Source organism: Erwinia tracheiphila (assembly GCF_021365465.1).
Lineage (GTDB): Bacteria > Pseudomonadota > Gammaproteobacteria > Enterobacterales > Enterobacteriaceae > Erwinia > Erwinia tracheiphila.
This window is the reverse complement of record NZ_CP089932.1, coordinates 4,366,067-4,391,403: the sequence shown is the minus strand read 5'-3', so window position 1 is coordinate 4,391,403 and position 25,337 is coordinate 4,366,067. Positions and strand designations below refer to the sequence as shown.

The window sequence follows — 25,337 nt, the reverse complement described above, 5'->3', positions numbered from 1 at the left end:
AAGGCCGGATTATTTCTTATTGGGACGGATCTGAGGAGCAGCTTTGTCAAGTACCCCATTGACAAACTTATGGCTGTCTTCAGCACCAAATACTTTGGCCATCTCAATCCCTTCATTAATTGCCACTTTATAGGGAACGTCGGTACGTTTGCTTAATTCATACAGCGAGATACGCAGAACGGCTTTCTCCACCTGGCCCAGTTCATCAAGCTGGCGTGACAGATAAGGCTTCATCAAGCCATCAAGATATGCGCTGTTAGTTGCAACGCCGCTCAGTAGCTCACGAAAATAGCTAATATCAACGTCTTTGACGTCTTGCTCCGCCAGAAACTGGTATTCGACATCAGCGATGTCGTTATGGGACAACTGCCAGGAATAAAGTGCCTGAACAGCACATTCACGGGCGCGGCGGCGAGCAGCAGGTTTCACGAAGTTCCCCTTAAAATCAGGCTTTAATAGCTTTCAGTACGTTGATCATTTCAAGTGCGGTCAGGGCAGCTTCTGCACCTTTATTACCCGCTTTGGTTCCGGCGCGCTCAATGGCCTGCTCAATGTTTTCTGTGGTCAGAACACCAAATGCAACCGGGATATCGCTGTTCATGGCGACGTTAGCCAGACCAGAACTGGCTTCGCCTGCGACATATTCAAAATGCGCCGTTCCACCACGGATTACCGTGCCGAGCGCAACAACCGCATCATGCCTGGCCGCTTTCGCCAGCGCACGCGCCGTCATGGGGATTTCATAAGCTCCAGGTACCCAGATCACGGTAATATTTTCATCTTTTACCTGGCCGATACGCTTCAGCGCATCAATGGCACCGCTCAACAGACTGTCGTTAATAAAATTGTTGAAACGTGCAATAACAATGGCCACGCGCGCATCAGGAGTAGCAACAGCAGCTTCAATAACGTTCATAATTTTCCTTTCAGGGTTCGGTTATGGCCCCGCAGGGGGGGGGATTCTATCACACTCTTGCTGGGTCTGCCTGCCCAGATTTCGGCTGAATATATTTTAAAGCAGACCATCGCGGTTATTTGGGGCTTAACGTCAGTCGCAGATCCGGACCCACCTGACGTATGTCGCTGAACGAAAATTGCGGCACCCGCGCCAGCGTATCCAATCCTGGCAAATGGCACAGGCCTCGCGCCACATCGCCAAGCAATTTAGGGGCAATATAGAGAATTAATTCGTCCACGACGCCCGCCGTCAACAGCGCACCAGCCAGCGTGCTCCCGGCTTCAACCCATACGTTGTTGATTTGCCGCTGGCCCAACAACATCATTAACGAGACCAAATCAGCCTGCTGATTATGCTGTGGCAGCGTGAATTGTTGCACATTGTCAGGCCACTCAAGACCGTCAGGCTGCTGGCGAACAAGCCAGGTTTCTCCCGGCTGATTAATCAGACGATGTTGGCCAGTAACCCGGTTATGGCTGTCAATAACCACCCGTATTGGCTGTCGCAGATGTTCTTGCGCACAGGCACTCTGCGTTTCACTGTCCAATTCTCCCCAACGAACCGTCATGGCAGGATCGTCAGCGAGCACGGTGGCACTGGTGGTAAGAATGGCACAGCTTTGCGCACGCAGTCGCTGAACGTCCCGGCGTGCTTCCGCGGAGGTAATCCACTGACTTTCGCCGCTGGCCATCGCCGTACGTCCGTCCAGCGATGCCGCCATTTTAAGCTGCAACCAGGGAAAACCAGTACGCATACGTTTAAGGAATCCACGGTTAAGCGCCTCTGCCTCCTGCATCATCAGACCCTGACTGACCTCGATCCCAGCCTCGCGCAGGCAATACAGACCGCGCCCGGCCACCTGCGGGTTAGGGTCCGGCATCGCCGCCGCCAGGCGCGAAATGCCAGCAGCAATGAGCGCATCGCAGCACGGCGGCGTACGTCCGTGATGGCTACAAGGCTCGAGCGTGACATACACCGTAGCACCACGCGCTTTATCACCAGCCATACGCAGAGCATGGATCTCCGCATGCGGCTCACCCGCTCGCAGATGATAACCTTCTCCGACGTTCTCACCATCGCGTACAATGACACAGCCGACCTGGGGATTAGGTGCGGTGGTAAAGCGTCCGCACCGGGCCAGTTCAAGCGCACGCGCCATCCAGATTTCGTCTTGCATAGCTCAGTCCTGTAAACGGGCGATTTCTTCGCCAAACTCACGAATATCTTCAAAGCTGCGATAAACCGAAGCGAAGCGAATATAAGCAACTTTATCCAGTTTTTTCAGCTCATCCATCACCAGACTACCAATCATTTTGCTGCTGACTTCCCGCTCACCGGTAGAACGGAGCTGCGTCCTGATGTGGCTGATGGCATTTTCCACATCGTCAGAATTGACCGGACGCTTTTCCAGCGCTTTCAGCATGCCGCTACACAGCTTGTCTTCATTGAAAGGTTCACGGATATCGTTACTTTTGACCACCCTGGGCATCACCAGTTCGGCGACTTCAAAGGTAGTGAAGCGTTCATGACAAAGCAGGCACTGGCGACGGCGGCGTACCGAGGCACCTTCCCCCACCAGACGGGAATCGATCACTTTGGTATCCACAGCAGAACAGAACGGGCAATGCATGATGCTTCCTGATAGTCCTGGAAATTGGTTGCACAGTGTAGCGCGAAGTGACCATTAACAAAATAACGGACTGGCCATTTCATGGCCTTCGCCAGCAGGACGAGCCTGATAGTCAACCGATACAGCAATACAGATAATTACACTATGCTATGCAGACCCTGACAACGGATAATCGGCTATCCCAGCTATCCTGAAACAGGCCGGGCGACATCTCTTTTTCTCTCTGACTTTTTGCAAGGAGCTGACTGGTGATGACCAGAGGAATAATCAAAATCCCTGTATTGCTAACGATCACGCTGCTGGCGGGGTGTGCCACGCCTTCGCAACAGGCTCATCTGGACAACTTGCATAATCAGGTCAACCAGCTAAACAGCCAGATGACACAACTGACCCGGCAGGCCACCGCGTTGACGCTGCAAAACAGCCTCAACGCACATTCCACTGAGGGTGCCTGGCTGATTCCCGAAGCGAATGCCCCTGTGCTGCTTGACAGTTCCGCCGGCGAAATCCGTCTGTCACTGAGTCAGATGGCCGGCGATGCCGCAGACAACCGGACAATGCTGACAATCGCATCCGTTGCAGCAACGCCGCTCCCCGCCTTTACAGTTGACGTGGAATCGGGAATAACCGATCCAACTTCAGGTCAACCGCTGCGTAATACCGCTCAAAATCAAACCATCACGGCCCGGCCTCCCCTGCAACCGCAACGCGAAATCACCTTGCCGGTGGCCATCAACAACAGCACGCCAGATCAGACAGGCTACTTTCGCATTCATCACCTTGTGGTCATTACCGACGCCCACTGACACGTTTCTGCTCAAACCTGATAACAGAGGGGCCGTCGCCCCTGATTCAGCGCAGGCAACATCAAACCGGGCAAGAAGGAACATGCCAGCAGGGCCGTTTGCGCCAGATTCAGGGCCTGCATAAAATCGTTTGTTTATCTGATGGCAAGGTAACAATATGTGATCGGTAAAGGATGGCCAAACCCTGAGATTCTCCGCCGCCTCAGCAGCCCCCATACAAGGACGGAAAGACAACAGGCATCTCTATTTTAGTGAAAAAAACACCCACCGTACCAAATCACATGGCGCAATCAATCCCTTGCATGATATTCCTGCCACCCCGGCCCTCATTTTTTCTCTGCGAAATCAGTGACATTTGCAATAAAGGGGATAGCAAAACAGGCTGCTGATAAATATATCGCCATTGACGCAGTGGAGTGGGCTGGCCGCCGGGAAGAGGATATCGTGCGTAAAAAACCACCTGCATAGCAGGTGGCATTGATATCGCCCCACAGGGACGCACTAAGTCCAGACTCAGAGAGCCTTCCCTTCACACTTCTTTCAGTGGAAGCTGGCTCTCTTCAACTTCATGTTTTTCCTGATACTTCACGTACTTTATTATCATTTCTTCGTTTATACCTACGGTATCGACACAATAACCTCTTGCCCAAAAATCATTCCCCCACTGCTTGTTCTTACGCAGGCAGGGAAATTTACTGAACAATCGAAGGGCTGTTTTACCCTTTAAGTCGCCTGTTACATGGGAAATCGAAAGCCGTGGAGGCACTTTTACCCGCAAACGGACATGGTCTGTCTGGACATTCAGCTCCACTACTTCTATCCCGGGCTGCTCACCTGAGATCCTTATCGGCTTACAGACCTCTTTACCAACATTGTTCCTGAGGATGCGAAACCGGTGCCTGGGTGTCCATACGATATGATATTGACAACACCAGAACACATGAGATGCTTTCTGGAATCTGCTCATGGTTAAATCCCTGGCAGTTATGGGGATAACAGATTCGGATTTTCCCATGAGTAGCATGACTGGCAGAGCCAACTTATTGCTGACCACCTCCACAGGAGGTGGTGTTCATGCAGGGATAAAAAAGGCCGCATCTGCGGCCTTATATAGGTCAGTAAAAACAATGATTTACGGTTAATTTCAATGGGGTAACCGCAGTATGAGCTTCTGGAAATCCGCGTAAATCCCAGTAAATGGGACAAAATGTGGACACTGAGCGTCATACTGAATCGCCCTCAAGTGGGTTAAGCCTTACCGCATCCTGAAGATAATCCGGGGCGAAATGGGCGTATATCATCGTCTGGGTTATCGTGGCGTGCCCAAGAATTTTTTGCAGCGCCAGTATATTGCCACCCTTCATCATAAAATGACTGGCGAACGTGTGCCGCAGAACGTGGAGCGCCTGGCCGTCAGGGAGCCACGGAAACAGCATCATCAGCGTTTCCCTCAGCTCTTTATAGTTTGCTTGCGGAAACAGAAGCGGCCCGCTGCCGGTGGTGATTTCCTTCCACAGCGTGGGTGAAACGGGAACTGTCCTGTTTTTGCCGTTCTTTGTTTTCAGGTAAGTGACTTTATATTTAATTACTGACTTACGGCTCAGGGAGGTTATTTCTCCCCAGCGCCCGCCCGTGGCAGGACTTAATTTTGCCGTCCTGAGATTATCTCCGGTTAAATTCTTCAGAAGTTCGCCGATGTTTTCCTGAGACAGAAAACCCATTTCGCGCACTTCGACTTTTATCTTTTTAATACCTTTACCGGATTTTCGGAATGATAATGACCTTTCTTTATCAGAACGGCAAAAACACCGCTTAGGAGCCATTGCGCTTTATTAATTGTTTCCGGCTTTCTTCCGCCTTCAGTCCTCATTGCCTGATAATCGGAAAAGCGTTTTTTATTTATCTGATGGGCTTTAGGGTAATTAAGCATTGCGTTGAGATTATGGAGTTTTTTATACATGCTTTGCCCGGATTTAAGCGAACTTCCGTGGTGCTTCCACCACAGTTCAATTAAATCAGTTAACGGGCGACGGTCAGCCGGTTTTTCTGACCACTCTTTATTATGGTTCGTCGCAGGCGTGTAATGTTCAAATTGAGTTGCCTCTGCTCTTGTTCTGAACGTCCTGCGCATGCGTTTACCATGCCTGCCCTGTGAACGCATATCAACACGATAAACCCGGTCGTGACGCAGACTTGCTGATCACGTATGCTTTGCGCTTTGGATGTAACATATGGCTAAAGTTGATGTCGTCTGCCCTCAGTGCAATGAAACTCATGCTGTACGATGTAACGGACATTCAGCATCCGGTGCCCAACGTTACATCTGCAAGCATTGTTCAAAGACCTTTCAGCTCAATTTTAGCTACTCCGGTGCCAAACCAGACACACACCAGACCATTGTTAATATGGTCATGAATGGTTACGGATGTCGCGATACCGCACGGGCTCTCGGTATCAGCCTCAATACGGTTCTGCGGCACGTAAAAAAATTTCGCCAAAGCAGGTAGCTGAGAATATCGACCCCGAAACGGAGGTTGTTATCTGCTGTGAAGCCGGTGAACAATGGTCTTACGTGCGGTGTAAAAGCAATCCCCGGTGGTTGTTCTATGCTTATGACCGTATCCGCAAACGTGCTCTGGCCCACGTCTTCGACCCGAGAAATGCCCCGACCCTGCGACGATTGCTGGCCCTGTTAAGCAAATTTAACCTTGCCTTTTATATGACAGATGCGTGGCCGGTTTATAAAGTTCTGTTAAGTGCAACAGGCCACGTGGTGAGCAAGAAATATACCCAACGGACAGAACGACATAATCTTAATCTTCGCACACATATCAAACGACTGACCCGCAGAACAATTTGCTTTTCGAAGTCAGAGGAAATGCACGATAAGATCATCGGTTGGTATCTTACTCTTCATCATTATCAATAAATCTGCGTCACGACCGATTTAATTTAAAATTCTGAATAGAATATTCTATCAAATAAATATTTACACCACCACATACACTCATAAAACAAAAGCAATTTACATATAGTTTGATATTGTGAAAAAACTTCACCTGTTAATTAGTCAGCTTCAGCGATGCCCATATTCCTGAGTTTCATCAATCCACTGAATATTGGCTTACTATACTTAGAATTCCTACCTAAAGGGGTTACTAATACAACATCTTCAGCGCCTGAGCGTAAGAATAATTCTAAAATAAAACTTATATCCGAATGTTCTTTTTTAAAACCCTCATCCAAGTTATCAATGGAAATAAATTTATCTCGTTTTACCACAACCTGTGTAGAACTATCACGCCGAATCAACCTTGCTTGAATTCCCTCACAGGTAAAACTCATAAATTTTGCCTGTGAAATATCTAGCGCCCAATCTATATTGGCATAAAATTCTTTTTTTAATTCTAAAAGTTCTTGCTGTGCTTTAGGGTTATCATATAACTCAAATCCAGAATCATTTATTCTTATATTCCCTATTTTATTTTTCAACACCACATGATGGAACAATGCTGACCATACAAAAAACATATCGCCAGTGTCTATATTATCTAGTGTTATATCTTTTAAATACGATGGACCTACATCGCAGCTTATAAGTTTGCAATTTGATAATGTTATATTTTCCGCAATGGAGAGCAAGGAAATATCCTTAGTTAAGGAAAGAGAGCAATTACTAAAAATACAATCATTGAAAATTAATCCATTATATTTACCACCTCCCCGATCATGGCGCAGACTAAATTTTTCCCTATAAACCTCAACCATCTTAAATCTCCTATAAATTAGAACGCCAATCCTTTTACTACATCATAAAGTAAATATCCAACATCATCTATTTTATCAGTACCATAACGAGCAATATGCTCTGCTCTCTGAGCGTTTGTCGTGACATCAAAAATCCCCCTTGACTTAGTTGTGAAGTCAGGACTTGAAATGAATCTGCCGTTAGGCCCTCTCATTATGCCAGTATGTTCAACTATTCTACTTAACTCACTATCCTCTCTAATGAGTCTGGCAACCCTTCGCTCCACAGCTTTCCCAAAAGAGGCTCCATACAATTCAGTATTTTTCGCCAACTGCATATAGCTTCCTGGTGACATCAATTCCTGAACTAACTTTGGATTATTAATTATATCAAGCACTGCTTTATCTGTAAGGGCCTGTAATTGTGCCTGCAATTTGGGGCAATAAGCCAGCCCCAGCGGATCTACCCATTCCATCGGGTTCGGGACATAGCCCTGGGTATTCTCGCCGCCCAGTAAACCCAACGGGTCACAGGGACTATCCCGACGCGCGTTTTTTCGCCCGTTTACCATAGCACCACGCCTTAACGCTGTCACTTTACCGGGGTTTTCAGCGCGGCGGCTGGCCGGTTCGCAGCCTGCTGCGGGCCGGCCAGCCGTCTGCCTGGCGCGGGCTGGCGAGGCCCGCAAGCGACGCCCTGCGGCGCTCTGAGGCCGGATGCCTAAGGGAACGTATGGTTTTGCATGACAACACCCGGCCGGGGCGGGCAGCGGAAGCAGGCGAACGGGGAAGGAGCAACGAAGCGCAGCGCAGTGCGACCCCGTGCAGCCTGACGCAGCCGGGCGGGCATTAACTGTTTTAAGCGGAGGCCCAACGGGCCGGCCTGCCTTATTGCTGTGACTGACAGACCACGGCGAAGTCTCCGCCGCTAGGGATGGCGGCCACGCCCATTGCACAACGCGGGGGCGCAGGACATAACGTGGATTGTACGAAGACGGCCCGCACGCGCAGGGCGGGCCGGACTTCACTGCTGAACGGGACGACTGCGTATAATGCCGCGTTATGTTGAATGACGAACGGCCAGCGACTGCGCTTACATACGCCACTGCCGTATGGCGCTGGCCGGGCGGCATTTACCCCCGCGCACGCCAGCGGCAGGGGGGCAAGAGGGGGGCAGGGATGCGCGCCTCTTGCCCTGTGACGTACAGGGATGTACTAATGCCGCGTGCGCATGGATGCGCTGGAGCGGCCACCCAACCCCTGCGGCCTTACAGAGAGCGACACCTAACTTTGCGGCCTGTCCGCTGGCTGCCCGTCCTCGCCCGCCTCCGGTGTCTCCGCTGCTGCCTGTACTTTCAGCTTCTGCCCCCGCCGCGTCTCCCTCTCGCTGAACACCTGCGCCGGCAGCCGCTTCTCCGGCCTTGCCAGTTCCAGCAGATCCGCCGGGTTGTAGAGGATAACGTGGCGTTTCAGCAGCCAGCGCCAGAAGTTTTGCACTGCGCTGAGTTTGCCCGTCTGGCTGCTCACCGTCAGCGGCAGCCCGTTCGCTTTGCGGTAGCCGTGTAGCCAGCGCAGATAGCTCTCCAGCAACGGCTGGCTCACCTGCGGCGCGTACATCACGCCGCGTTCTTCACACCACACGATGAAGGTCAGCACCCGCTCACGCTAGTCTTCCACCGTGGCCGGGCTGTAGTTTTTCGCTGCCAGCGTCTCCAGCCACTGCGTCAGGTGCTGGCGCTGCGTGGTGTTCGGGGTCTGGCGGCTAAGATAAAGCTCTCCCGCCGAGGGAGGGATCGGTTTTGTCATGAGGATTGTCCTGATTGAGAGTAAGGATTAATACAGTGATGGCAGTACGGTACGACTGAGGAAGAGTAAGACTGTGGAACAGTGATTTTTGCGCAACCCGACCGCTGACGGCTCCGGGCCTTGTCTGGCACGGCCTGCCGGGGTTTGCAGCATCCCGGCCAGCTACCGACTGAGCGCCGACCAGGGGCCGACTGATCAGCCGTTAACCACGACCGGACGATATCGTAGTGTTATAAAGTCGTGTTGAGGCTCGCCGTCTGCGGGCTGTCCCGGATGCGATCAGCGCGGCCTCCGTTACGACTACGATTTACGGTTTGCTTCTCTGCCGGGAACAGTGCTTTTTCCTCTGCCCCGACTGCTTTTGTCTGTAAGCCTCGTGGTTTCTGGCCTGATGCAGCTTTAACCGCACCCGACTGACCGCTGACCTCTACCCGACCAGCCACCGACTGAGGCGCTTTTACCCCCGACCGGCGCGGATCGTACTCCGGTTTCTTCTCCGCTTCCGGCACGTCGATCAGCCCGCACAGGTGCGCCCCGTCTGCGCTGCCGTCGCCGTCAAACAGCAGTTCATAGCAGAACGTCAGCCCGCGACGGTGAACCAGCAGGTACTCCATTTCAGCCAGCCGCGCGAGGTGGTTCTTAAGCTGGGTATCGCCCCACTGCACCGCATCGCGCAACTGCCTGCGGGTGAACAGCATCGCAGCGTGCGGCCTAAGATCTCATGCGCCAGTTGATTGGCGAGCGCGATATCGTCCCGCTGAACCTCGATGTACTCGACTATCTGCCCGCGATGTTCCACGCGTTTCACCTCCCGCTGGTACTGGTGCAGCAGCGCGATTGACTGGATCAGGGTGAGATATTTCATATGGTCGCGCCGGGTGCGCGTTTTATCGCTCATAAAGGTCAGCTGCGGGGCGAACGGATTGACCACCTTCAGCGGACGTAACAGCCGCTGTGCGTTCTGGTGCAGCGCGGTGATGTAACTCTTTTCATTCGACGCCAGCAGCCCCTCCAGCGTCTGCGCATACCGCTGTGCTGCGTGGATCGCTTCCGTCTGTTCGCGGCTTTCATTCACCGTGAGCACCAGACAGCGGTTTAACAGCTCCTCGTCCACGTCGATCGCGGTAGTCGTGAGCATCAGCATTACCGGGCCTTTCACCGTATACTGCTTCGTCACCAGATTGCCGCTGGCATCGTCCCTGCCCGTGGAAGCGATCGTCAGCTCGCCGTCGCTCTGCAACAGCTTGAGCGCATACGCTGCCTGCCGCACACCTTCTTCTTCCGCGATGGCAAGGATCTTGTGTTGCAGGTTAGTTTCACCGAGGTAGAACAGGCTCTGCCCGGTCATCGCCGAGTATTGCAGCCGCTCCTCCGGCGGGATCAGGTTCAGCACCGCATCCATTAAGCTGGACTTGCCCGCCGCGCTCGACGACTGGATCAGCACGGCCAGCGGTTTCTCCAGCCTGCGCGACACGGCGGCAAGATAAGCGGCTAACAGATTGGTCGATTCACCCACCACGCCGCACGCCACCATATCCGATGCGATACGTCCGGCAAGATCCGGCGCGCGTAGCAGCGCCAGCGCCTCATCGCGCTGCGCGTCGCTCATCTCTGGTACGGCGTTCTCCGCTTCCGGCTGTACCTGCCAGTGCTCCAGCGCCAGCAGCACTTTACCTAAGCTGCGACGCAGATCACCCTCCGCCAGCCCCAGTTCCGCCGCTGCCGTCCGCGCATAGCCGGAACGCGAGCGGGCGCTCATCATGTCCACGCTGTCGGCGAACATCACCCCGCTATCCGTGTCCACAACCTGCGCGTTTACCTTCATCATGCCCGATCCGGTTTTCACATGGACGAAGCCGCGGATCTGCCAGCGCTGGCCGTCAATGTCCAGTTGCAGATCGCCGCCCGGCAACGCCTCAACCACCACGCCCGGCGCGGGTGACACAGCCGCCTGCACGGCGGCCACATCAGCAGCTAAGGGTAAAACTGTTGCAGGCTGCGACGCGGGGATCGCCGGGCTGACGGCCTCCACCGCTGCCGCGTCACCCATCGCCACCGCGCCGTCTATCAGCAGGGTAAAGGCGGTTTCCGGCTCCGCCACCTGGCACAGATATTCATTCGCATCCATCCCCGCCGGGAACGCCACCCGGAACGGCGCGATGCCGTCGGCGGCTAACGAAGAAGCCAGCCTGACCGCCGCCTCATTGCCCGCCGGATCGTTGTCGAAGGCGATCAGCACCTGCTTCACACCGTGGGCGCGGAACGCCTGCCGCATCTCGTCAGTGACGCCATTCACCCCATACGCCGCCGTGACGTTGCGCAGCCCCGCCACCCAGAACGACATCGCGTCGATCAGCGACTCGCACAGGATCACCGTCCTTGAGCCGACCAGCGCCACCTCATTCCACACGCCCGCGTGCGGGCCGGGCAGATACAGGTGCAGCGGCGTGCCTTTGCGCAGCCTGTCGGTGATTTTGCGTCCGTACATCTCCCGGATCTGACCGTTCAGATCCACAACCGGCACAACCAGCGAACCGGTAAAATGCTCATGACCGGACTCACGCAGCACGCCCGCCGCCTGCAACCGGGCGCGGATCTTTGCCCCGGCCTGCACCGATTTCGGCGGCAGGCGGTAGGCCAGCGTGCGGCTGGCGAAGCCCAGGCGGAACTGCGCAACCAGTTCAGGATGGTTAAGGCGGCGCTTCTCCAGATACGCCACCGCCTCCGGCGCGTTCAGCAGCGAGTGATGGTAAAAATCCACCACCCGCCCCAGCAGCGCCTGACGGCCCGCCTCATCCTCCGCGAAGAGGGCCGGTTCCTCCTTTGTGACCAGCGGCGCAACGGCGGGATTGTCGCCCAGCTCGCCGCGCAGCCGCTCCACCGCCTTACGCAGACTCAGCTTTTCAGTGTGCATCAGCCAGTCCAGCACCGACCCGCCCGCGTCGCAGCCGAAGCAGTGGTAGAGGTTTTTCGCTGGCGTGATCACCATCGAGGGGGTTTTCTCGTCGTGGAACGGACACCGCGTCACCAGGTCTTTACCGCGCTTAAACACCTGTCGCCCCTGCGCCTGCGCAACGGTGGCTAAAGAGACGGCGGCCTTCAGGTGCTGTAACTCCGTTTCTGCGATGCGTGCCATAGAACTGCTCCTGATAAAACCTTGTCAATACCATATGTGTGTTTTATTATGGTACATATATATGTACTTTCGTCAAGAGCGTTTCAGATTAGGGGGTAAAATCATGAGCAACACGACTTACTGGTACTTACCCATGCCCCTATCTGAACGACTGTTCGAGTTACGCAGGCAGCACAGCCTGTCACAACAGGCTATGGCCGATGCAGTCGGCATCCATGCCAACAGCTGGAAGAAGTACGAGACCGGCCAGGCCCAGCCCTCCATCGACATCCTGAAGAAGATCGCCACGGCGCTGCACGTCAGCACGGACTTTTTGTTATTTGATGCACACGAACGTGTACCAGAAGGTGAGCTTTCATTGCAGTTTGAGGCCATCGTCCAGCTACCCGAAGAAGAGCAGAACGTGGTTCGGGAAGTACTGGAGAGCCTGATTATCAAGTACCAGACCCGTCGCTGGGATTCAGCGAGGCAGGCAACGAAGAAGAGAGAGTAACAACGGTTTTTTAACGCGGACCGGAAGTGTTGAAGCACCGCCAGCCCGCTAACCACAGGCAACTAAACGGAGTAGTTGATCATGGCTGAACACGATTGTATTTCAGAAGGGAAGATTGCCAAAGCGGAACGGCGCTGTATTGTGGGCTACCGTCCAAAAGGCGGTGACCGCAGCACACCGCAGGTGAACATTGCGGGTAAGTGGCTGGCTGAGGCGGGGTTTGCGGTGGGGACGGGCGTCAGTCTGAAGGTGCTGGACGGCTGTCTGGTGCTGATCCCCGACAGCCGCGAGGAGACGCGGTTACGCCGGGAACAGGCACAGCTTGAGCAGCAGAAGCGGGAGATGGAGCAGACCCGGCAGCAGGCGCTGGCGTTGCTGGCGAAGGTCAGCGGCTAAAAATAAAGTGTACTAGCTCAGACCTGATCTGACAGTTACCGGTTATTTATACAGGTGTCTGTCAGATTAAATCTGGTTCAGATTTTTTTCTGCCCAGACCCGTTTACCATCAAGTAAAGTTGCCATTGGCGTACGCCCGCAGCACATTTTACCCTGATGAGTTCGCTCATTATTGTAATGCCACAACCAGTTGTCCAGATCTGCCTGCAGGCTTTCCAGGTCTCCATATAACTTCTTGCGGAACGTAACCTGATAAAAATCCTGCAAAATGGTTTTATGGAAGCGCTCGCAGATACCGTTCGTCTGTGGAGACATCGCCTTCGTTTTCGTATGGTCGATATCGTTGATGGCCAGATAAAGCTGATAATCATGCTGCTCCACTTTACCACAGTACTCCGTACCCCTGTCGGTCAGTATTCTCAGCATCGGCAGTCCCTGAGCCTCGTAGAACGGCAATACGCGATCATTGAGCAGGTCGGCGGCGGTGATCGGCGTTTTACTTGTATACAGCTTGCAGTGTGCCACTTTTGAGTACGTATCCACAAACGTCTGCTGGTAGATACGGCCAACACCTTTCAGATTGCCAACGTAGAAGGTGTCCTGCGAGCCCAGATAACCCGGATGTGCCGTCTCGATTTCGCCGCTGGCCTCATCATCATGCGCCTTTTTCTCCAGCGCTGCGATTTGGGCATCGGTAAGCACAATGCCTTCTTTAGCGACTTTCTCCTCAAGCGCCTTCAGGCGTTTACGGAAGTTCTCCAGGTCGTGTCGTTGCCAGATGGAGCGCACGCCGCTGCCGGAGATAAACACGCCTTTTTTACGAAGTTCATTGCTAGTCCGATGCTGACCATGAGCCGGGAACTCAACGGCGTACTCAACAACCGCACGTTCCGTGGCCTCATCGGCGCGGTTCTTCAGGTTGGGTACCCTACGACTTTGATTAACCAGCGCATCAATACCGCCTTCTTCAGCCAGTTCCTGATAACGGTAAAACGTGTCTCGCGACACGCCCATGATCTTACAGGCTTTTGATACGTTACCGAGCTCTTCGTCCAGATTGAGTAAACCGGCTTTGTGTTTGATGATGGGATTGTTAGTATGAAGCATGAGAGTTACCTCGCGTTTTGTATAAGGATTCGACACCCATATCAAAACCGGTAACTCTCAACCTTTCAAGGCCCATTGTCAGATCAAGTCGCGACTAATACAAATAAAGCCGGAAGGATCGTGGAGATCGCTTCCGGCTTTTTATTAACTTCTTAACTCTACATATTCTTTAAAAAAATCATAAAAAGAAGGGAATAGATTTTTAGCTATTTTTTTTGAAAAAAGATCAAAACTCACAACAACTCCGTTATTATTCTTAGACGTATCTATACACCAACAAACTTCATCATCCTTGAGGTAAATAACAACTAAATTATCAGGTAGTGAATATTCTTTTCTGCAATAATTAGTATCATAAAATATAGTCCCACCGAACTCAGCTAAAGCATTATTATCTTCAATCCCCGATATTTCTTGTTCGACTACTCCCCCCCCTCCTGTTTTCTCTAAAAAAACCTTAAAATCTTCAGGAAAGGTTAACATTAGGGCATTTTCAAGGTTGCTTATCTGGCTCTTATCTGCTGCACCGAGCCAAAAAATCTCATGTTTGCTTGAACTGTTAAGCCTGTCGATCAGGTCTTGAATATCAGCCATTTCTATCCTCACATGAAGTCTTGAGCGCGTAACGCCCAATATTTATTCCTGAACGTATCGTATTGATAATTTAGGCTTCCATCATGTCTGAAGCTTCGGCCATCTTCTATCAAACCATGTAATTCTTTGTGATATTGTTTATGTGTTGAGGAAACCAACTCTGCCATCGGCCCTGGCTCCTGCCCTAAAACATGGTGTAAGTTCATTTGCTTACCATCGGGACCAATAGGCGCGTATCCATTTTTCATCAAATCTAAATTAGTCCATCCATCAGCAACTTTTTGACGGATAGATCTATGGACGCTTGGATGCACAAAACCAGGAGCGTTTGGGCTTATATCAACCGTATTTTTATATACTGTACGGCCTAAAATTGTTTCTGGCTTATATTTACCAGATGCCGAACATTTGGATAACCCCAGCGGATCAACCCAGTTCAGCGGATTCGGCGCGTAAGCATAAGTATTCAGTCCCCCCGCCAGCCCTATCGGGTCAGGACTTAAATAAGTTCCTGACTCAGGATGATAGTACCGGAACCGGTTGTAAACAAGACCGCTTTCCTTGTCCTCCATCTGACCAGCAAACAGCAGCCCCGGATCCAGTCTGTCTTCTGCCAGATGGCGCATTCGCTCTGGCCGCAACCCCCACAGCGTGGTGTGCCTTTTACGCCAGACCTGATGACCCTCCGGGGTATACAGCGCCAGCGGCAGACCGTTCAGGTCGGTGCTGGCATAGTGTGTCTGCCAGACTCCCTCATCTGTATAGCAGTCCTGCTGTGCCAGCAACTCAAATCCGTTAAACACCTGATGGCGGGTTCGCCACAGCCTCTCATCACGGTATTCCCGGATGACCGCTATTGTATCATTATCCCACAGATAAACCGTCCGGCACTTTTTCCGTTCGCATGACTTTTCTGTCCGCCGTCCGCGCGCATCATATTTATACTGCCAGACTTCGCCGTCCGGTTTTTTAAAGCCGGTAAGCTGGTTCAGGCTGTTCCACTGGTAGGTGTATATCAGCGGCCGGTATCCCTCCTGGCGCAGCACCCGTTTGCACATCCGTCCGCAGCGGTCATACTCAAACCACTCATCACCACGCTGACTCAGCCGGTGACCCTCAACATAGTGAGTATTGTCGCTGTGCCGGAAAGGATAGGGCAGACGCTGCTCCGTCACATAACCGCATTCATCATAACCGTACTGCTCACTTTCGAGCGGGTATTCCACGGCAGTCACCTGCCCGTTACCGTTTAGCTGGTAGCGTACCAGCCCCTCATCGTCATTTACGGCAACGATGCTGCCCCGTACGTCATAGTGATAAACCCTGTCCTGGCTGGCCAGTATCGGGTACGGTATCTCCTTCTCCTCATTGGCATCCAGCAGCAACCGGGGCTGCCGGCCCGCTCTTCTGCGGACCGCCCGGTTCATCCCATCGTAATACTGGCACAGCATAAAGCCGCTATCGGCGCTGCGCCGGACTTCGTTGCCACACGCATCATACGCCAGATCGAGCGCCGCATTTTCCGGCAAGGCCAGTTGAACCAGCTCCCCGACTGCATTACGCCGGAAGGTGGTTTTCAGGGTATGGCGCCCGCCGTCTTCACTGGTATAACAGATTTCCCGCTCAATGCTGTGCCGGGACGGATAGCGGTATGTGATTTCGTGCGCCGGATGAATCTCCCGGGCTAAACGCAGTGCCTCGTCGTATTCATACGCAATGATATCGCCGTCTTTTTGCGTTGAAAGCAACTGACCGGTGTCACTGTAATGATAATATGTGGTGCCTTCTTCACTGTGTGCAGCAATGCACTGGCCCCGGGCATTATAGTCAAAGGTGATGGCCTGCCCCTGGCCGTCAGTCCGGCTGATGCAGTGCCCGTCTTCATCGTACGCGTAATGCCACACAGCACCGCCGTAATCTTCCTCTCGCTCAACCTGCCCCTGCGCATTGTAAGTATAACGCCAGGATTCACCCTGCGGATTGATCACCTGCGCCAGCTGTGCTGTCACGGTGTCATAAACGTAGCGCCAGCGGTTACCCGGCGCGTCTGTACGTGCCACCGGCATATCAAAGGGACCATATTCCAGTTGCCACTCGTATCCCGCCTGATCAACATAGCTCAACAGGTTGCCATGGCGATCGTAACGGTAGCTTTTCTTCGTCTGATCCGGGTGGATCACCGCCTTCAGCCGCTGGTGCTGCCAGTGAAAGTGTGTCTGCGACTGGCCGGGTTGAACCAGTGTCTGAGGCTGATCGCGTTTGTTATAACCAAACTGATAATGACGTCCGGCCTCATCGGTTATCTGGCTCAGGCGTTTGTGCGCATCCCAGCGATAGCGCTGACTGCTGCTATCCGGGTGGACAATCGCGGCCAGCAAGCCATCCGCATGATAATGAAACTGTGTTTTGTCACCGTTCGGGGAAATCATATGGACAGGCTTACCCAGTGCATCATATGCCTGCCGCCATTCGTGCCCCTGTGGATCGGTGACTTTGCTGAGTCTGCCCTGATAGTTATATTCATACTGCCACTGACTGCCAGATTCGTCAGTGTAGCAACGCAGTAACTGCGTGTGCGGCACGTATTCGTAAAAGGTCTGACGCCCCTGCGGAGTGGTGCGGGACGTGATGTTGCGATCGTCATCATAAGTGTAACGGGTGATCCGCCCGTCCTGCGTTTCTTCCGCCGTAATGTTATAAAGCGCATCACGCCAGTACCGGGTACGCTGGCCGCGACCATCCGCCACATCCGTATAATCATCACCGTAGCTTAATGTCCCGCTGTAATATCCCTGCGCTCCCTGCGTGCTGATACAACGTCCCTGCGCGTCATAACGGAAATTCACCCAGGTCTGGTCGTTATCCGCCCATCTCACCAGCCGGTGATCCGCATCATACTGATAAAAAAGATGAAACTCCCGGGCAATATCCGCCTCCGTCAGCCGACCATGTTCATCCTGGTGATATTCCGCCAGCACTTCCAGCTCACCGGTATAACGAATAATTTTGTGCAGATAACCGCTGGGGTGATAATGCAGTCTTAACCGGATCCCGTCGGTATGGATAACTCCGACTATCTGCGCAGCATCGTTGCGCTCAAAATAGAGTTTATTATTGTTAACATCCGTCATCGCCCCCAGATAAAAATGGCGTTTTTCTTCGCCGTCAGCCATCTGTCGGTGGTTAAACGCATCGTAAAAGTAGCGGCTGATAAGTGTCTGTGCATCAAACAGCTCCAGTACGTTTCCCCGACGCCGTAAGGTCAGGTGGGAATAACTGGCGTTACAGGCAATATCTTCATCCGGCATAAAATTAAAGCTGTAAACCTGACCGGTATAATCGAAGATATCAATAAAACTTCCCAGCTCGCTGACCAGAGCATATTCACTCCAGTTGTCACTCCATCCTTTCCCCAACAGTCCGGCGTGGCTCTCCGTCGAGTCGTAATAGCGAATAAACTCCAGTGGCAATGTCTGCCCCAGGCGAATATCGGTGCGCATTTCAGTATAAGCACCGGTTGCAATATCAACAGGATCGAATATCCATCGTTTTACCCGGGCAAAACCATTGCGTGCTTTTTCGCCTATAGGTCGGGCAAAATTCGCCACATGCGTTGCCACTTTCGATGGACCGTTACGCACTGCGGCCAGCGCTCTCTGCGCACCAAGCAATGCGCCTCTGAGCCGGGGAAGTCGACCCAGCAGTTTACTGACGCCTCCTGCTAACCTGCCTGCCAGCTTCTGTCCGAGCGAAGACGGCGGCAGAAGATAACTGGCGATATTGATAACGCCGAGAACTTTACGCATCCAGGGGGGGAATTCCGCATCAATATCCAGACAGGTTAGTTGCCCCCCGCCAATAAAAACATTTTCTGACCCTGTCTTGATGATCGCAGAGCATTCCAGTTTATCGTCTTTGCGCGCCGCAGGTTGACCATTAATAAATACACTGCCGCTTCCCTGGGCGATTCGCGGCGGTTTACCTTCCTTACAGGTAGAGGTATCTCCCGGCGCCTCGGGAAAATCAACGTCCCGCTTTATTCCCCCATGACCGCCTGCCATGGTAATAAGCTCCGCAGTGACAGGCCCCCCGATTAACCACGAACTGGCAGCCTCCAGCCGTTCCATAACGCTGGCATCATTACGCCCCAGAATCGTATCCTTGTTCTTTTGGGTGACGTTATCGGCCCAGTTTGCTGCATCATTGATCCATCCCGGGGCATTGCTGACACCTTCTGCCAGCGCGCCAGGCAGGTGTGAAGCTGCATCAGCATAATTTCCCTCACCAAGCGCTGCTGCTATCCCCTGAAAATCGGTCGGCGCACTCTCACTCACTTCCACCGGCTCTGTCGGTAGCGTAACACCTGCTCTGGCAGCCTTTTTCTTGTTAATAACGACATTTGGGGAGCCGGTAATAATGGCACCATCTGGAGAAGTGAACAGACCGTCTACAAAGTTAGTGACCCCCTCACTGAGCTTATCAATCAGCGGTGCGGCTTTAAACGCCGCCACCAGCGCCAGCCCGCCTACCAGCAGGCTGGCCGGGAACGCCAGGGAAAATGCAGCGACGACAACAATACCGGTAGCGATAGTTAATGCCGCTCCCACCACGGCACCGGCAAGCGCAGCCAGAAAGCTTTTATGTTTAACCTGATCATCCACTCTGGCTGCCCCGGGTCCGGGTTGCCAGCCTGAACGGGTCTGTTTAACATTCTCAAATGACGCATCACGCTGTATTCTGGCCTGAATCAGTGTCGCTTTGTTACCTGCCAGCGAGGCTCCAACCATAGCCCCCATTGCTGCGACTGCTCTACCGATCGACATGTGTATCTCCTCTCCCTGTCAATCTGTCTGAATAATATAAAACAGCGGGTTAATCGGTGGATTCGGGATTAAAACTCTGAATAACGCCCAGTAGCGTTTCCTTTTGTTTTTTGCTCATGCCACTGGCACTGCTGGCTGTAAATGAGAGCAAGACGTCATTGAGATAAAGCATTACCGCCAGTTGATCGATACGCCCCTCATCACTTTGCCAGTGATACGCCAGTAAACAGGCATTCTGCGCTGCCAGAGTGATAGTTTTATATTCATCCTCGGTATAACCGGGCAACTGCTCCCGATACTGGGTCAGAATATTTTCAAGAAATTCATCTTTGTCGGTACCAAAAGGCAACCCCTGGCGGGTGATCACCAGATTGAGACCACTTTTATCTGGCGCAGAAAATGCGTTAAGCGTTTCATCATTCCAGTTTTCCGGCAGCTGAATAATTCCTTCATTAAGTTGGTAACGCATGGTTGCTCCCTTAGTTGACAAATACGCTGCTGCCGTTAATGGTGATGCCATCCTTACCCAGTTGAATGACAGAATCCCCGATATGTAAAACAATGGCGTCCGGTGTCAGAGTGATCTGGCTGTCACCCACGCCCAGTGAGATCCCGTTTTTAGCCAGAAACATTTGAAGACCCGAGCTTTCCCCACCCTGAGCCCCGTTGCAAAAACATTGATACTGTCAGCGGTAATGCTTTTTTCTTTGGCAATATCTTCGGTTAATGCACCGGCCTTTACAGATTTGCTTTCATCACCTTTACTGACAATAACCGTTCGATTTCCCTCCTGGATCTGAACACGCTGATTGCCTTTCACTGTTTCCGAGTGGTTTGCCCCGACGGTCGTTGTCCGGTCATTATTGATATGCGTACTCATGTCTTTTTGCGCATGCATTGAGAGCATTTCCTGCCCATTCGCATCCTCAAACATGAGTTCGTTATAACCTTCGCCTTTGTGAGTCTTACTCCTGAACGCCATTTGCGTCTTTGCGGCTGGCAGGCCAATCGACGGCAGATTATTCGCGTGATAGGTACGCCCGATAATAATCGGCTGATCCTGGTCACCATGCAGAAAGTCCACGATCACTTCCTGACCAATGCGCGGGGTGGCAATCATTCCCCAGCCGTTGCCCGCCCAGGGCTGGGATACCCGTATCCAGCAGGAGCTTTTGTCATCTGAACAACCATAGCGATCCCACGGAAACTGTACCCGTACCCGACCATGGTCATCGCAATAGATTTCTTCATCAGGCGGCCCGACTACGATGCCTATTTGAGCACCATCAACCCGGGGTTTAGGCAGTGGTGCTGGCCGCCAGGTCTGATGTGCCGGAATAAAGGTGAACCGGTTGCCAAGCGTTGTTCCCTGTTCCTGAGACGCTCTTTCCAGCGCCTGAGGCTGACTGCCGGTATGAGTGATGCTGACTACCTGCCAGCGCGTGTTGAGTGAGGCTCTGGGATGAGATGTCAGAGTAAATAACAGTCCCGGGAAAAGCTGTGGCGCATTACTGATCCCGTAGCCACCATCAGCATCGTTACGCAGTCCCTCCAGATGGTAGCGGGTATAATCCTGACCATGCTGGTCGTCTTTAAAACGTCCCGGAAACATATAGTATTCGTAATCGGGACGCTGGTTATGCAGTTTGCGCGCTTCTTCGGTAAACAGGCCGTACCAGAGCGGTCTTTTAAAGGTGTAGTCCTTGAGCTGCACACTGGCGGCTTTGACCTGAGCGCTGCGGATAAACTGATTTACGCAAAACTCCCCGGTCTGGGGCTGAGCATCAGGATTCCATGGCAGTGAGAGATCCGCTGGCAGCGGTCCTGCATCGTCGGCGAATACCATCTTGCCGTCCTGATTGCTGTCAAACCAGTAACAGATGCCTTCTTCCGCGCTCAGACGCTGAATAAAGCTCAGGTCATCTTCCTGATACTGGACACAAAATTCTCGCGCCGGATGGGGATAACGAAGAACGAACCGGGCGTTAAGTATTCCGCGTTCGCGCAGCAGGGTAGTGATGATATCTTCGGGGGTTTGTTGCTGAAAAATACGACAGTTACGGCGCAGCGAGGTGCGCCACAGTTCAGGACGCAGGGTCATACGGTATTGCGTCTGGTGCAGGCCGGTATTGCCCTGTTCAAAGGCGGCAATCATACCGCTGACCTTGCGCAGCAGGGTTCCGCCCTGAAGGATATTCAGTGTGGCATGCCCATCCAGTACGCGGGCAAAATCAACGTCCGGCTCTGCGCTGACAAGATTTACATCCAGCGTCCATGGTGACGACAGACTTTCCGTCAGGCTAAAATCGGATACGACAAATAGCGCTGCTGCCTGTCCGGTCACTGTCAGCGTGAACTGTAATCCAGGTGCAGCGCTGTCAACCAGACTTGATAGTAAATCTTTACTGGCACCAGTTAAGGATGACGTCCCAGAACTTATCTGAGAAGAAGCAAATACACCGTAAGGTTTTTTGTTGTTGTCATCATAAGACATCGTTCACTCCCTGTGTTTTTTGCGATGTATGCCTGTGAGGCCGGTTAGTAATGTATTTTATATGGGCAGGGCGGTCAGGGTAGCACAGCAGAAAAAGAGGCAGGTAATATATAAAAACAGGATGGTAACAGGATTTTTATATATAAATTTCAATCCATTATGATTATTGCCAGTCATTCATGTTATTTGAAGTTGAATTAGTTTAGTTATTTTCTTTTCTGGCAAAAATTATAACAGGGTACGCTGGCGTTTATCTGATGATAAAGGTTATCGGGAGGTTGATATTCTGGAGTTCGTTATTTCGGATAACAAACTTGTTATAGCGGTTTTTTTAGAATTTAACGGTTTGCTTTTTTAATTTTTTCGATTTTATTTTTTAAAGGGTTATATGGATTTTTCTTTGGAAGTAAATGTGTGATGAGTGATTCGCATTTCTAATTTTTTATTGTGATTTTGCTATGAAATAATATGGGTTGTAATTATTGTTTAATGATTTTTAACAGAGATTCTCGCTTATTTTGTGAGGGAAACTGCGCTCATATCAGGGTCGTGACGCAGATTTATTGATAATGATGAAGAGTAAGATACCAACCGATGATCTTATCGTGCATTTCCTCTGACTTCGAAAAGCAAATTGTTCTGCGGGTCAGTCGTTTGATATGTGTGCGAAGATTAAGATTATGCCGTTCTGTCCGTTGGGTATATTTCTTGCTCACCACGTGGCTTGTTGCACTTAACAGAACTTTATAAACCGGCCAGGCATCTGTCATATAAAAGGCAATGTTAAATTTGCTTAACAGGGCCGGCAATCGTCGCAGGGTCGGGGCATTTCTCGGGCCGAAGACGTGGGCCAGAGCACGTTTGCGGATACGGTCATAAGCATAGAACAACCACCGGGGATTGCTTTTACACCGCACGTAAGACCATTGTTCACCGGCTTCACAGCAGATAACAACCTCCGTTTCGGGGTCGATATTCTCAGCTACCTGCTTTGGGGAAATTTTTTTAAGTGCCGCAGAATCGTATTGAGGCTGATACCGAGAACCCGTGCGGTATCGCGACATCCGTAACCATTCATGGCCATATTAACAATGGTCTGGTGTGTGTCTGGTTTGGCACCGGAGTAGATAAAGTTGAGCTGAAAGGTCTTTGAACAATGCTTGCAGATGTAACGTTGGGCACCGGATGCTGAATGTCCGTTACATCGTACAGCATGAGTTTCATTGCACTGAGGGCAGACGACATCAACTTTAGCCATATGTTACATCCAAAGCGCAAAGCATACGTGATCAGCAAGTCTGCGTCACGACCCATATCAGTACTGGCGCTGGCTGCGGGAAGAATGAGAAATTAAATCTGAACTGCATAATGCCTGCCCCATTCTTGTGGTGTCATTATCCCCGCTCACGCGGGGAACGCTGTCATTTTAAATTCTCCACAGCCTCACAATCAACTTATACGCAATGACAGCAACAATCAGATCAATGACTAAAACCACCGGGAAATAGACATTTTTCGGGTCACTGACGCCTAAGCACTCTGAAATTTTAAACCACACGGCCAGCTGATTTTCGGGCATCGGGTAGGGGTATGTATGAACGAACTTCAGAGAAAGAATACACAGCCCAATAAAAATCAACAATTTAATTAGGCTACGGGCAGGTTTTACCATATGCGAACACCTCTATTGTGCCATATGTTAACAGGTTGCTATTCGGGATGGGTTCCCTGCGGGTTTGGAGCAACGCACTGCGAATACCTGCAAAATCTGACGAATGCTGAAGAGTTATGCATCCTTTGGAGACACCCATTGGGCCGATGGGGTGGTAACCTGAAATGACCGCGTTCAACTGCACTAACTCATGTGTAATCGGCAATTCTGCCGTCATCACGATACAGAGCAAACCATTCATCATAGTGCGTAGGGGTTGAGGTTAACCAGGTCGGAATTTCTTTTACTTTATTTTGTAGCCATGTTCTCAGGTCGCCTTTTGGCCGTTCGACAATCCAGTATTTACCCGGTGGCAGTGGCCCGTTATCTGGTACACCAACGCCCCCGTCTTTATTGCGAAACTGCTTATTGCCGGAAAACGCCATGAACGTGCCTATGCCAGAAATTGTGAGCGGTGAGAACTTAGCCTCATTGACTACGAACGTTCCATGTAACGTCATATCTGTTCCTCAGTTAAATTGTTGGTCGGTTGGTAATATGTCGTTTATGGCGTTAACTGTAAACAGAGAAAGCCCCGGCGAAAGGGCTTTGTTTTTCGAAGTGTGGTCACTGAGTGGACATCTGTATAAAAATATGCACTGCTATCAATAACATTAACCGTACAAAGGCAGGCCACTTATGCGGCCTTTTACCTGACGATAATTAAGGCAAAATTGAGGGCTGATCGGCCCCTTCTTTTTCAACCTTTTGCTGCAGCAAATGCTCGCGTTTCATGCCGAGCTTCAGCGCCAGCGCCGAGGCAACATAGATAGATGAAATAGTGCCAATTGACACGCCAATCAACATCGTCAACGAGAAGCCTTTCAGTAACGCGCCGCCGAAGATAAACAGCATCAACACCACCACCAGCGTGGTTGCAGAGGTCATAATGGTTCGACTCAACGTCTGCGTCAGCGAGACGTTGAAGATTTCGTAAGAAGTGCCACGACGGATCTTGCGGAAATTCTCACGAATACGGTCCGATACCACGATGCTGTCGTTCAACGAATAACCGATAACCGACATCAGCGACGCGATAATGGTCAGGTCAATCTCTATGTGGAACAGAGAAAGCACGCCCATCGTAATAATCACATCGTGTGCCAGCGCCAGTACCGCACCTAATGCCAGTCGCCATTCAAAGCGAAAGCCCACATACGCCAGAATAGCAATCAGCGCCGCCAGCAGCGCCATTCCACCGGTCTGCGCCAGATCGCTGCCCACGCTTGGGCCAACAAACTCAATACGCTTCACGGTGGCAGTTTGCTGGCTGACCTGATTAATGGTCGACACCACCTTGTTACCCAGCTCCTGGCCGGCGTTACCTTCATGCGGCGATAAACGCACCAGAACATCCCGGCTGCTGCCAAAGTTCTGTATTTGCGGATCGACAAATCCCGACTTCTGCAGCGCACCGCGCAGACTTTCCAGCTCAACAGGTTTTTCCAGCGTAATTTCAATCACCGTACCGCCGGTGAAATCCAGACCCCAGTTAAACCCCTTCACGCCCATGATCACAAACGAGACGATCAGCAGCAGACCGGACAGGGTAAAAGCCAGTTTGTCCCAGCGCATAAAGTCATAAACTTTGCGCCCGTAGTTCAGTTGTTCAACGCTATAGTCCTGTGCCACAACG

The 25,337-nt window shown here is 51.8% G+C and carries 22 protein-coding genes and 2 pseudogenes; 4 read left to right on the top strand and 20 right to left on the bottom strand.

Annotated features, from left to right (window positions below; genetic code table 11):
- Nucleotides 1-9: 9 nt before the first annotated feature.
- From nusB to nrdR, 4 genes are all read right to left on the bottom strand, one after another.
- Nucleotides 10-429 (bottom strand): transcription antitermination factor NusB, encoded by a 420-nt coding sequence (nusB, locus tag LU633_RS22675; protein ID WP_016192777.1) that lies wholly within the window; start codon nucleotides 427-429, stop codon nucleotides 10-12.
- Between the two features lie 16 nt (nucleotides 430-445).
- Nucleotides 446-916: a 6,7-dimethyl-8-ribityllumazine synthase gene (gene ribH, locus LU633_RS22670; RefSeq protein ID WP_016192776.1), complete on the bottom strand. Its 471-nt coding sequence runs from the start codon at nucleotides 914-916 to the stop codon at nucleotides 446-448.
- Between the two features lie 115 nt (nucleotides 917-1,031).
- Nucleotides 1,032-2,135 carry a bifunctional diaminohydroxyphosphoribosylaminopyrimidine deaminase/5-amino-6-(5-phosphoribosylamino)uracil reductase RibD gene (ribD, locus tag LU633_RS22665; protein WP_016192775.1) on the bottom strand — a complete coding sequence of 368 codons (1,104 nt, stop codon included), beginning with the start codon at nucleotides 2,133-2,135 and terminating at the stop codon, nucleotides 1,032-1,034.
- 3 nt (nucleotides 2,136-2,138) lie between these two features.
- The gene (gene nrdR, locus LU633_RS22660) at nucleotides 2,139-2,588 is read right to left on the bottom strand and encodes a transcriptional regulator NrdR (RefSeq protein ID WP_016192774.1); all 450 of its coding nucleotides are present in this window, start codon (nucleotides 2,586-2,588) and stop codon (nucleotides 2,139-2,141) included.
- 251 nt (nucleotides 2,589-2,839) lie between these two features.
- Here nrdR and LU633_RS22655 point away from each other — a divergent pair, with 251 nt between their 5' ends.
- A complete protein-coding gene (locus tag LU633_RS22655; RefSeq protein WP_016192773.1) occupies nucleotides 2,840-3,394 on the top strand; it encodes a DUF3251 domain-containing protein in 555 nt (184 codons plus the stop codon).
- A gap of 529 nt (nucleotides 3,395-3,923) precedes the next feature.
- Here the strand turns inward: LU633_RS22655 and tnpA are convergent.
- The 3 genes from tnpA to LU633_RS26000 all read right to left on the bottom strand — a co-directional run bounded on the left by tnpA (nucleotide 3,924) and on the right by LU633_RS26000 (nucleotide 5,525).
- Complete coding sequence (tnpA, locus tag LU633_RS22650) at nucleotides 3,924-4,361, bottom strand: IS200/IS605 family transposase (protein WP_016192772.1); 438 nt, start codon at nucleotides 4,359-4,361, stop codon at nucleotides 3,924-3,926.
- A gap of 256 nt (nucleotides 4,362-4,617) precedes the next feature.
- Nucleotides 4,618-5,115, bottom strand: a complete 498-nt coding sequence (locus LU633_RS26005) for a tyrosine-type recombinase/integrase (protein WP_233480864.1) — start codon at nucleotides 5,113-5,115, stop codon at nucleotides 4,618-4,620.
- A 17-nt stretch (nucleotides 5,116-5,132) separates the two neighbouring features.
- The gene (locus LU633_RS26000; RefSeq protein ID WP_325175732.1) at nucleotides 5,133-5,525 is read right to left on the bottom strand and encodes a phage integrase; all 393 of its coding nucleotides are present in this window, start codon (nucleotides 5,523-5,525) and stop codon (nucleotides 5,133-5,135) included.
- Nucleotides 5,526-5,625: 100 nt separating this feature from the next.
- On the opposite strand from LU633_RS26000, the gene LU633_RS22635 reads away from it, so the two are divergent.
- A protein-coding gene (locus LU633_RS22635) for an IS1 family transposase (RefSeq protein WP_407646972.1) occupies nucleotides 5,626-6,323 on the top strand; the annotation gives its coding sequence in 2 pieces (ribosomal slippage) (nucleotides 5,626-5,875 and nucleotides 5,875-6,323; 699 coding nt in all).
- 137 nt (nucleotides 6,324-6,460) lie between these two features.
- Here the strand turns inward: LU633_RS22635 and LU633_RS22630 are convergent.
- The 5 genes and pseudogenes from LU633_RS22630 to LU633_RS22610 all read right to left on the bottom strand — a co-directional run bounded on the left by LU633_RS22630 (nucleotide 6,461) and on the right by LU633_RS22610 (nucleotide 12,083).
- Complete coding sequence (locus LU633_RS22630) at nucleotides 6,461-7,162, bottom strand: hypothetical protein (protein WP_016192770.1); 702 nt, start codon at nucleotides 7,160-7,162, stop codon at nucleotides 6,461-6,463.
- A 17-nt stretch (nucleotides 7,163-7,179) separates the two neighbouring features.
- Nucleotides 7,180-7,671, bottom strand: a pseudogene (locus LU633_RS22625) (type IV secretion protein Rhs); the annotation flags it as partial.
- 754 nt (nucleotides 7,672-8,425) lie between these two features.
- Nucleotides 8,426-8,797 carry a site-specific integrase gene (locus tag LU633_RS22620; RefSeq protein WP_016192768.1) on the bottom strand — a complete coding sequence of 124 codons (372 nt, stop codon included), beginning with the start codon at nucleotides 8,795-8,797 and terminating at the stop codon, nucleotides 8,426-8,428.
- 9 nt (nucleotides 8,798-8,806) lie between these two features.
- Nucleotides 8,807-8,947 carry a hypothetical protein gene (locus LU633_RS22615; protein WP_016192767.1) on the bottom strand — a complete coding sequence of 47 codons (141 nt, stop codon included), beginning with the start codon at nucleotides 8,945-8,947 and terminating at the stop codon, nucleotides 8,807-8,809.
- Nucleotides 8,948-9,177: 230 nt separating this feature from the next.
- Nucleotides 9,178-12,083 (bottom strand): annotated as a pseudogene (locus LU633_RS22610) (CHC2 zinc finger domain-containing protein).
- A 133-nt stretch (nucleotides 12,084-12,216) separates the two neighbouring features.
- On the opposite strand from LU633_RS22610, the gene LU633_RS22605 reads away from it, so the two are divergent.
- Entirely contained in the window at nucleotides 12,217-12,576 is a 360-nt protein-coding gene (locus LU633_RS22605; protein WP_046372298.1) for a helix-turn-helix domain-containing protein, read from the top strand.
- Nucleotides 12,577-12,657: 81 nt separating this feature from the next.
- Nucleotides 12,658-12,972 (top strand): SymE family type I addiction module toxin, encoded by a 315-nt coding sequence (locus LU633_RS22600; protein WP_046372058.1) that lies wholly within the window; start codon nucleotides 12,658-12,660, stop codon nucleotides 12,970-12,972.
- A gap of 66 nt (nucleotides 12,973-13,038) precedes the next feature.
- Here the strand turns inward: LU633_RS22600 and LU633_RS22595 are convergent, their stop codons facing one another.
- The 8 genes from LU633_RS22595 to secF form a co-directional block, all read right to left on the bottom strand.
- Nucleotides 13,039-14,079, bottom strand: coding sequence for an IS481 family transposase (locus tag LU633_RS22595; RefSeq protein WP_046371818.1), 1,041 nt, complete (start codon nucleotides 14,077-14,079; stop codon nucleotides 13,039-13,041).
- 144 nt (nucleotides 14,080-14,223) lie between these two features.
- The gene (locus LU633_RS22590) at nucleotides 14,224-14,673 is read right to left on the bottom strand and encodes an SMI1/KNR4 family protein (RefSeq protein ID WP_046372311.1); all 450 of its coding nucleotides are present in this window, start codon (nucleotides 14,671-14,673) and stop codon (nucleotides 14,224-14,226) included.
- Nucleotides 14,674-14,681: 8 nt separating this feature from the next.
- Nucleotides 14,682-19,496, bottom strand: coding sequence for an HNH/ENDO VII family nuclease (locus LU633_RS22585; RefSeq protein WP_082103781.1), 4,815 nt, complete (start codon nucleotides 19,494-19,496; stop codon nucleotides 14,682-14,684).
- 49 nt (nucleotides 19,497-19,545) lie between these two features.
- The gene (locus tag LU633_RS22580) at nucleotides 19,546-19,965 is read right to left on the bottom strand and encodes a DcrB-related protein (RefSeq protein ID WP_016193226.1); all 420 of its coding nucleotides are present in this window, start codon (nucleotides 19,963-19,965) and stop codon (nucleotides 19,546-19,548) included.
- Between the two features lie 105 nt (nucleotides 19,966-20,070).
- Nucleotides 20,071-21,990, bottom strand: coding sequence for a type VI secretion system Vgr family protein (locus tag LU633_RS22575; protein WP_016193224.1), 1,920 nt, complete (start codon nucleotides 21,988-21,990; stop codon nucleotides 20,071-20,073).
- Nucleotides 21,991-22,550: 560 nt separating this feature from the next.
- A protein-coding gene (locus LU633_RS22570; protein WP_233481954.1) for an IS1 family transposase occupies nucleotides 22,551-23,248 on the bottom strand; the annotation gives its coding sequence in 2 pieces (ribosomal slippage) (nucleotides 22,551-22,987 and nucleotides 22,987-23,248; 699 coding nt in all).
- 602 nt (nucleotides 23,249-23,850) lie between these two features.
- Entirely contained in the window at nucleotides 23,851-24,162 is a 312-nt protein-coding gene (locus LU633_RS22565; RefSeq protein ID WP_233481953.1) for a tlde1 domain-containing protein, read from the bottom strand.
- Nucleotides 24,163-24,364: 202 nt separating this feature from the next.
- Nucleotides 24,365-25,333, bottom strand: a complete 969-nt coding sequence (gene secF / locus LU633_RS22560) for a protein translocase subunit SecF (RefSeq protein WP_016190653.1) — start codon at nucleotides 25,331-25,333, stop codon at nucleotides 24,365-24,367.
- Between the last annotated feature and the right edge of the window lie 4 nt (nucleotides 25,334-25,337).

Coding starts and splice junctions, on each gene's coding strand:
- LU633_RS22575 (WP_016193224.1), bottom strand. CDS start 21,990: ATGTCTTATGATGACAACAACAAAAAACCTTACGGTGTATTTGCTTCT.
- LU633_RS22580 (WP_016193226.1), bottom strand. CDS start 19,965: ATGCGTTACCAACTTAATGAAGGAATTATTCAGCTGCCGGAAAACTGG.
- nrdR (WP_016192774.1), bottom strand. CDS start 2,588: ATGCATTGCCCGTTCTGTTCTGCTGTGGATACCAAAGTGATCGATTCC.
- LU633_RS22615 (WP_016192767.1), bottom strand. CDS start 8,947: ATGACAAAACCGATCCCTCCCTCGGCGGGAGAGCTTTATCTTAGCCGC.
- LU633_RS26000 (WP_325175732.1), bottom strand. CDS start 5,525: ATGCGCAGGACGTTCAGAACAAGAGCAGAGGCAACTCAATTTGAACAT.
- LU633_RS22630 (WP_016192770.1), bottom strand. CDS start 7,162: ATGGTTGAGGTTTATAGGGAAAAATTTAGTCTGCGCCATGATCGGGGA.
- LU633_RS22655 (WP_016192773.1), top strand. CDS start 2,840: ATGACCAGAGGAATAATCAAAATCCCTGTATTGCTAACGATCACGCTG.
- LU633_RS22565 (WP_233481953.1), bottom strand. CDS start 24,162: ATGACGTTACATGGAACGTTCGTAGTCAATGAGGCTAAGTTCTCACCG.
- LU633_RS22585 (WP_082103781.1), bottom strand. CDS start 19,496: ATGTCGATCGGTAGAGCAGTCGCAGCAATGGGGGCTATGGTTGGAGCC.
- LU633_RS22590 (WP_046372311.1), bottom strand. CDS start 14,673: ATGGCTGATATTCAAGACCTGATCGACAGGCTTAACAGTTCAAGCAAA.
- tnpA (WP_016192772.1), bottom strand. CDS start 4,361: ATGAGCAGATTCCAGAAAGCATCTCATGTGTTCTGGTGTTGTCAATAT.
- LU633_RS22605 (WP_046372298.1), top strand. CDS start 12,217: ATGCCCCTATCTGAACGACTGTTCGAGTTACGCAGGCAGCACAGCCTG.
- LU633_RS22600 (WP_046372058.1), top strand. CDS start 12,658: ATGGCTGAACACGATTGTATTTCAGAAGGGAAGATTGCCAAAGCGGAA.
- ribH (WP_016192776.1), bottom strand. CDS start 916: ATGAACGTTATTGAAGCTGCTGTTGCTACTCCTGATGCGCGCGTGGCC.
- LU633_RS22595 (WP_046371818.1), bottom strand. CDS start 14,079: ATGCTTCATACTAACAATCCCATCATCAAACACAAAGCCGGTTTACTC.
- ribD (WP_016192775.1), bottom strand. CDS start 2,135: ATGCAAGACGAAATCTGGATGGCGCGTGCGCTTGAACTGGCCCGGTGC.
- LU633_RS26005 (WP_233480864.1), bottom strand. CDS start 5,115: ATGGGTTTTCTGTCTCAGGAAAACATCGGCGAACTTCTGAAGAATTTA.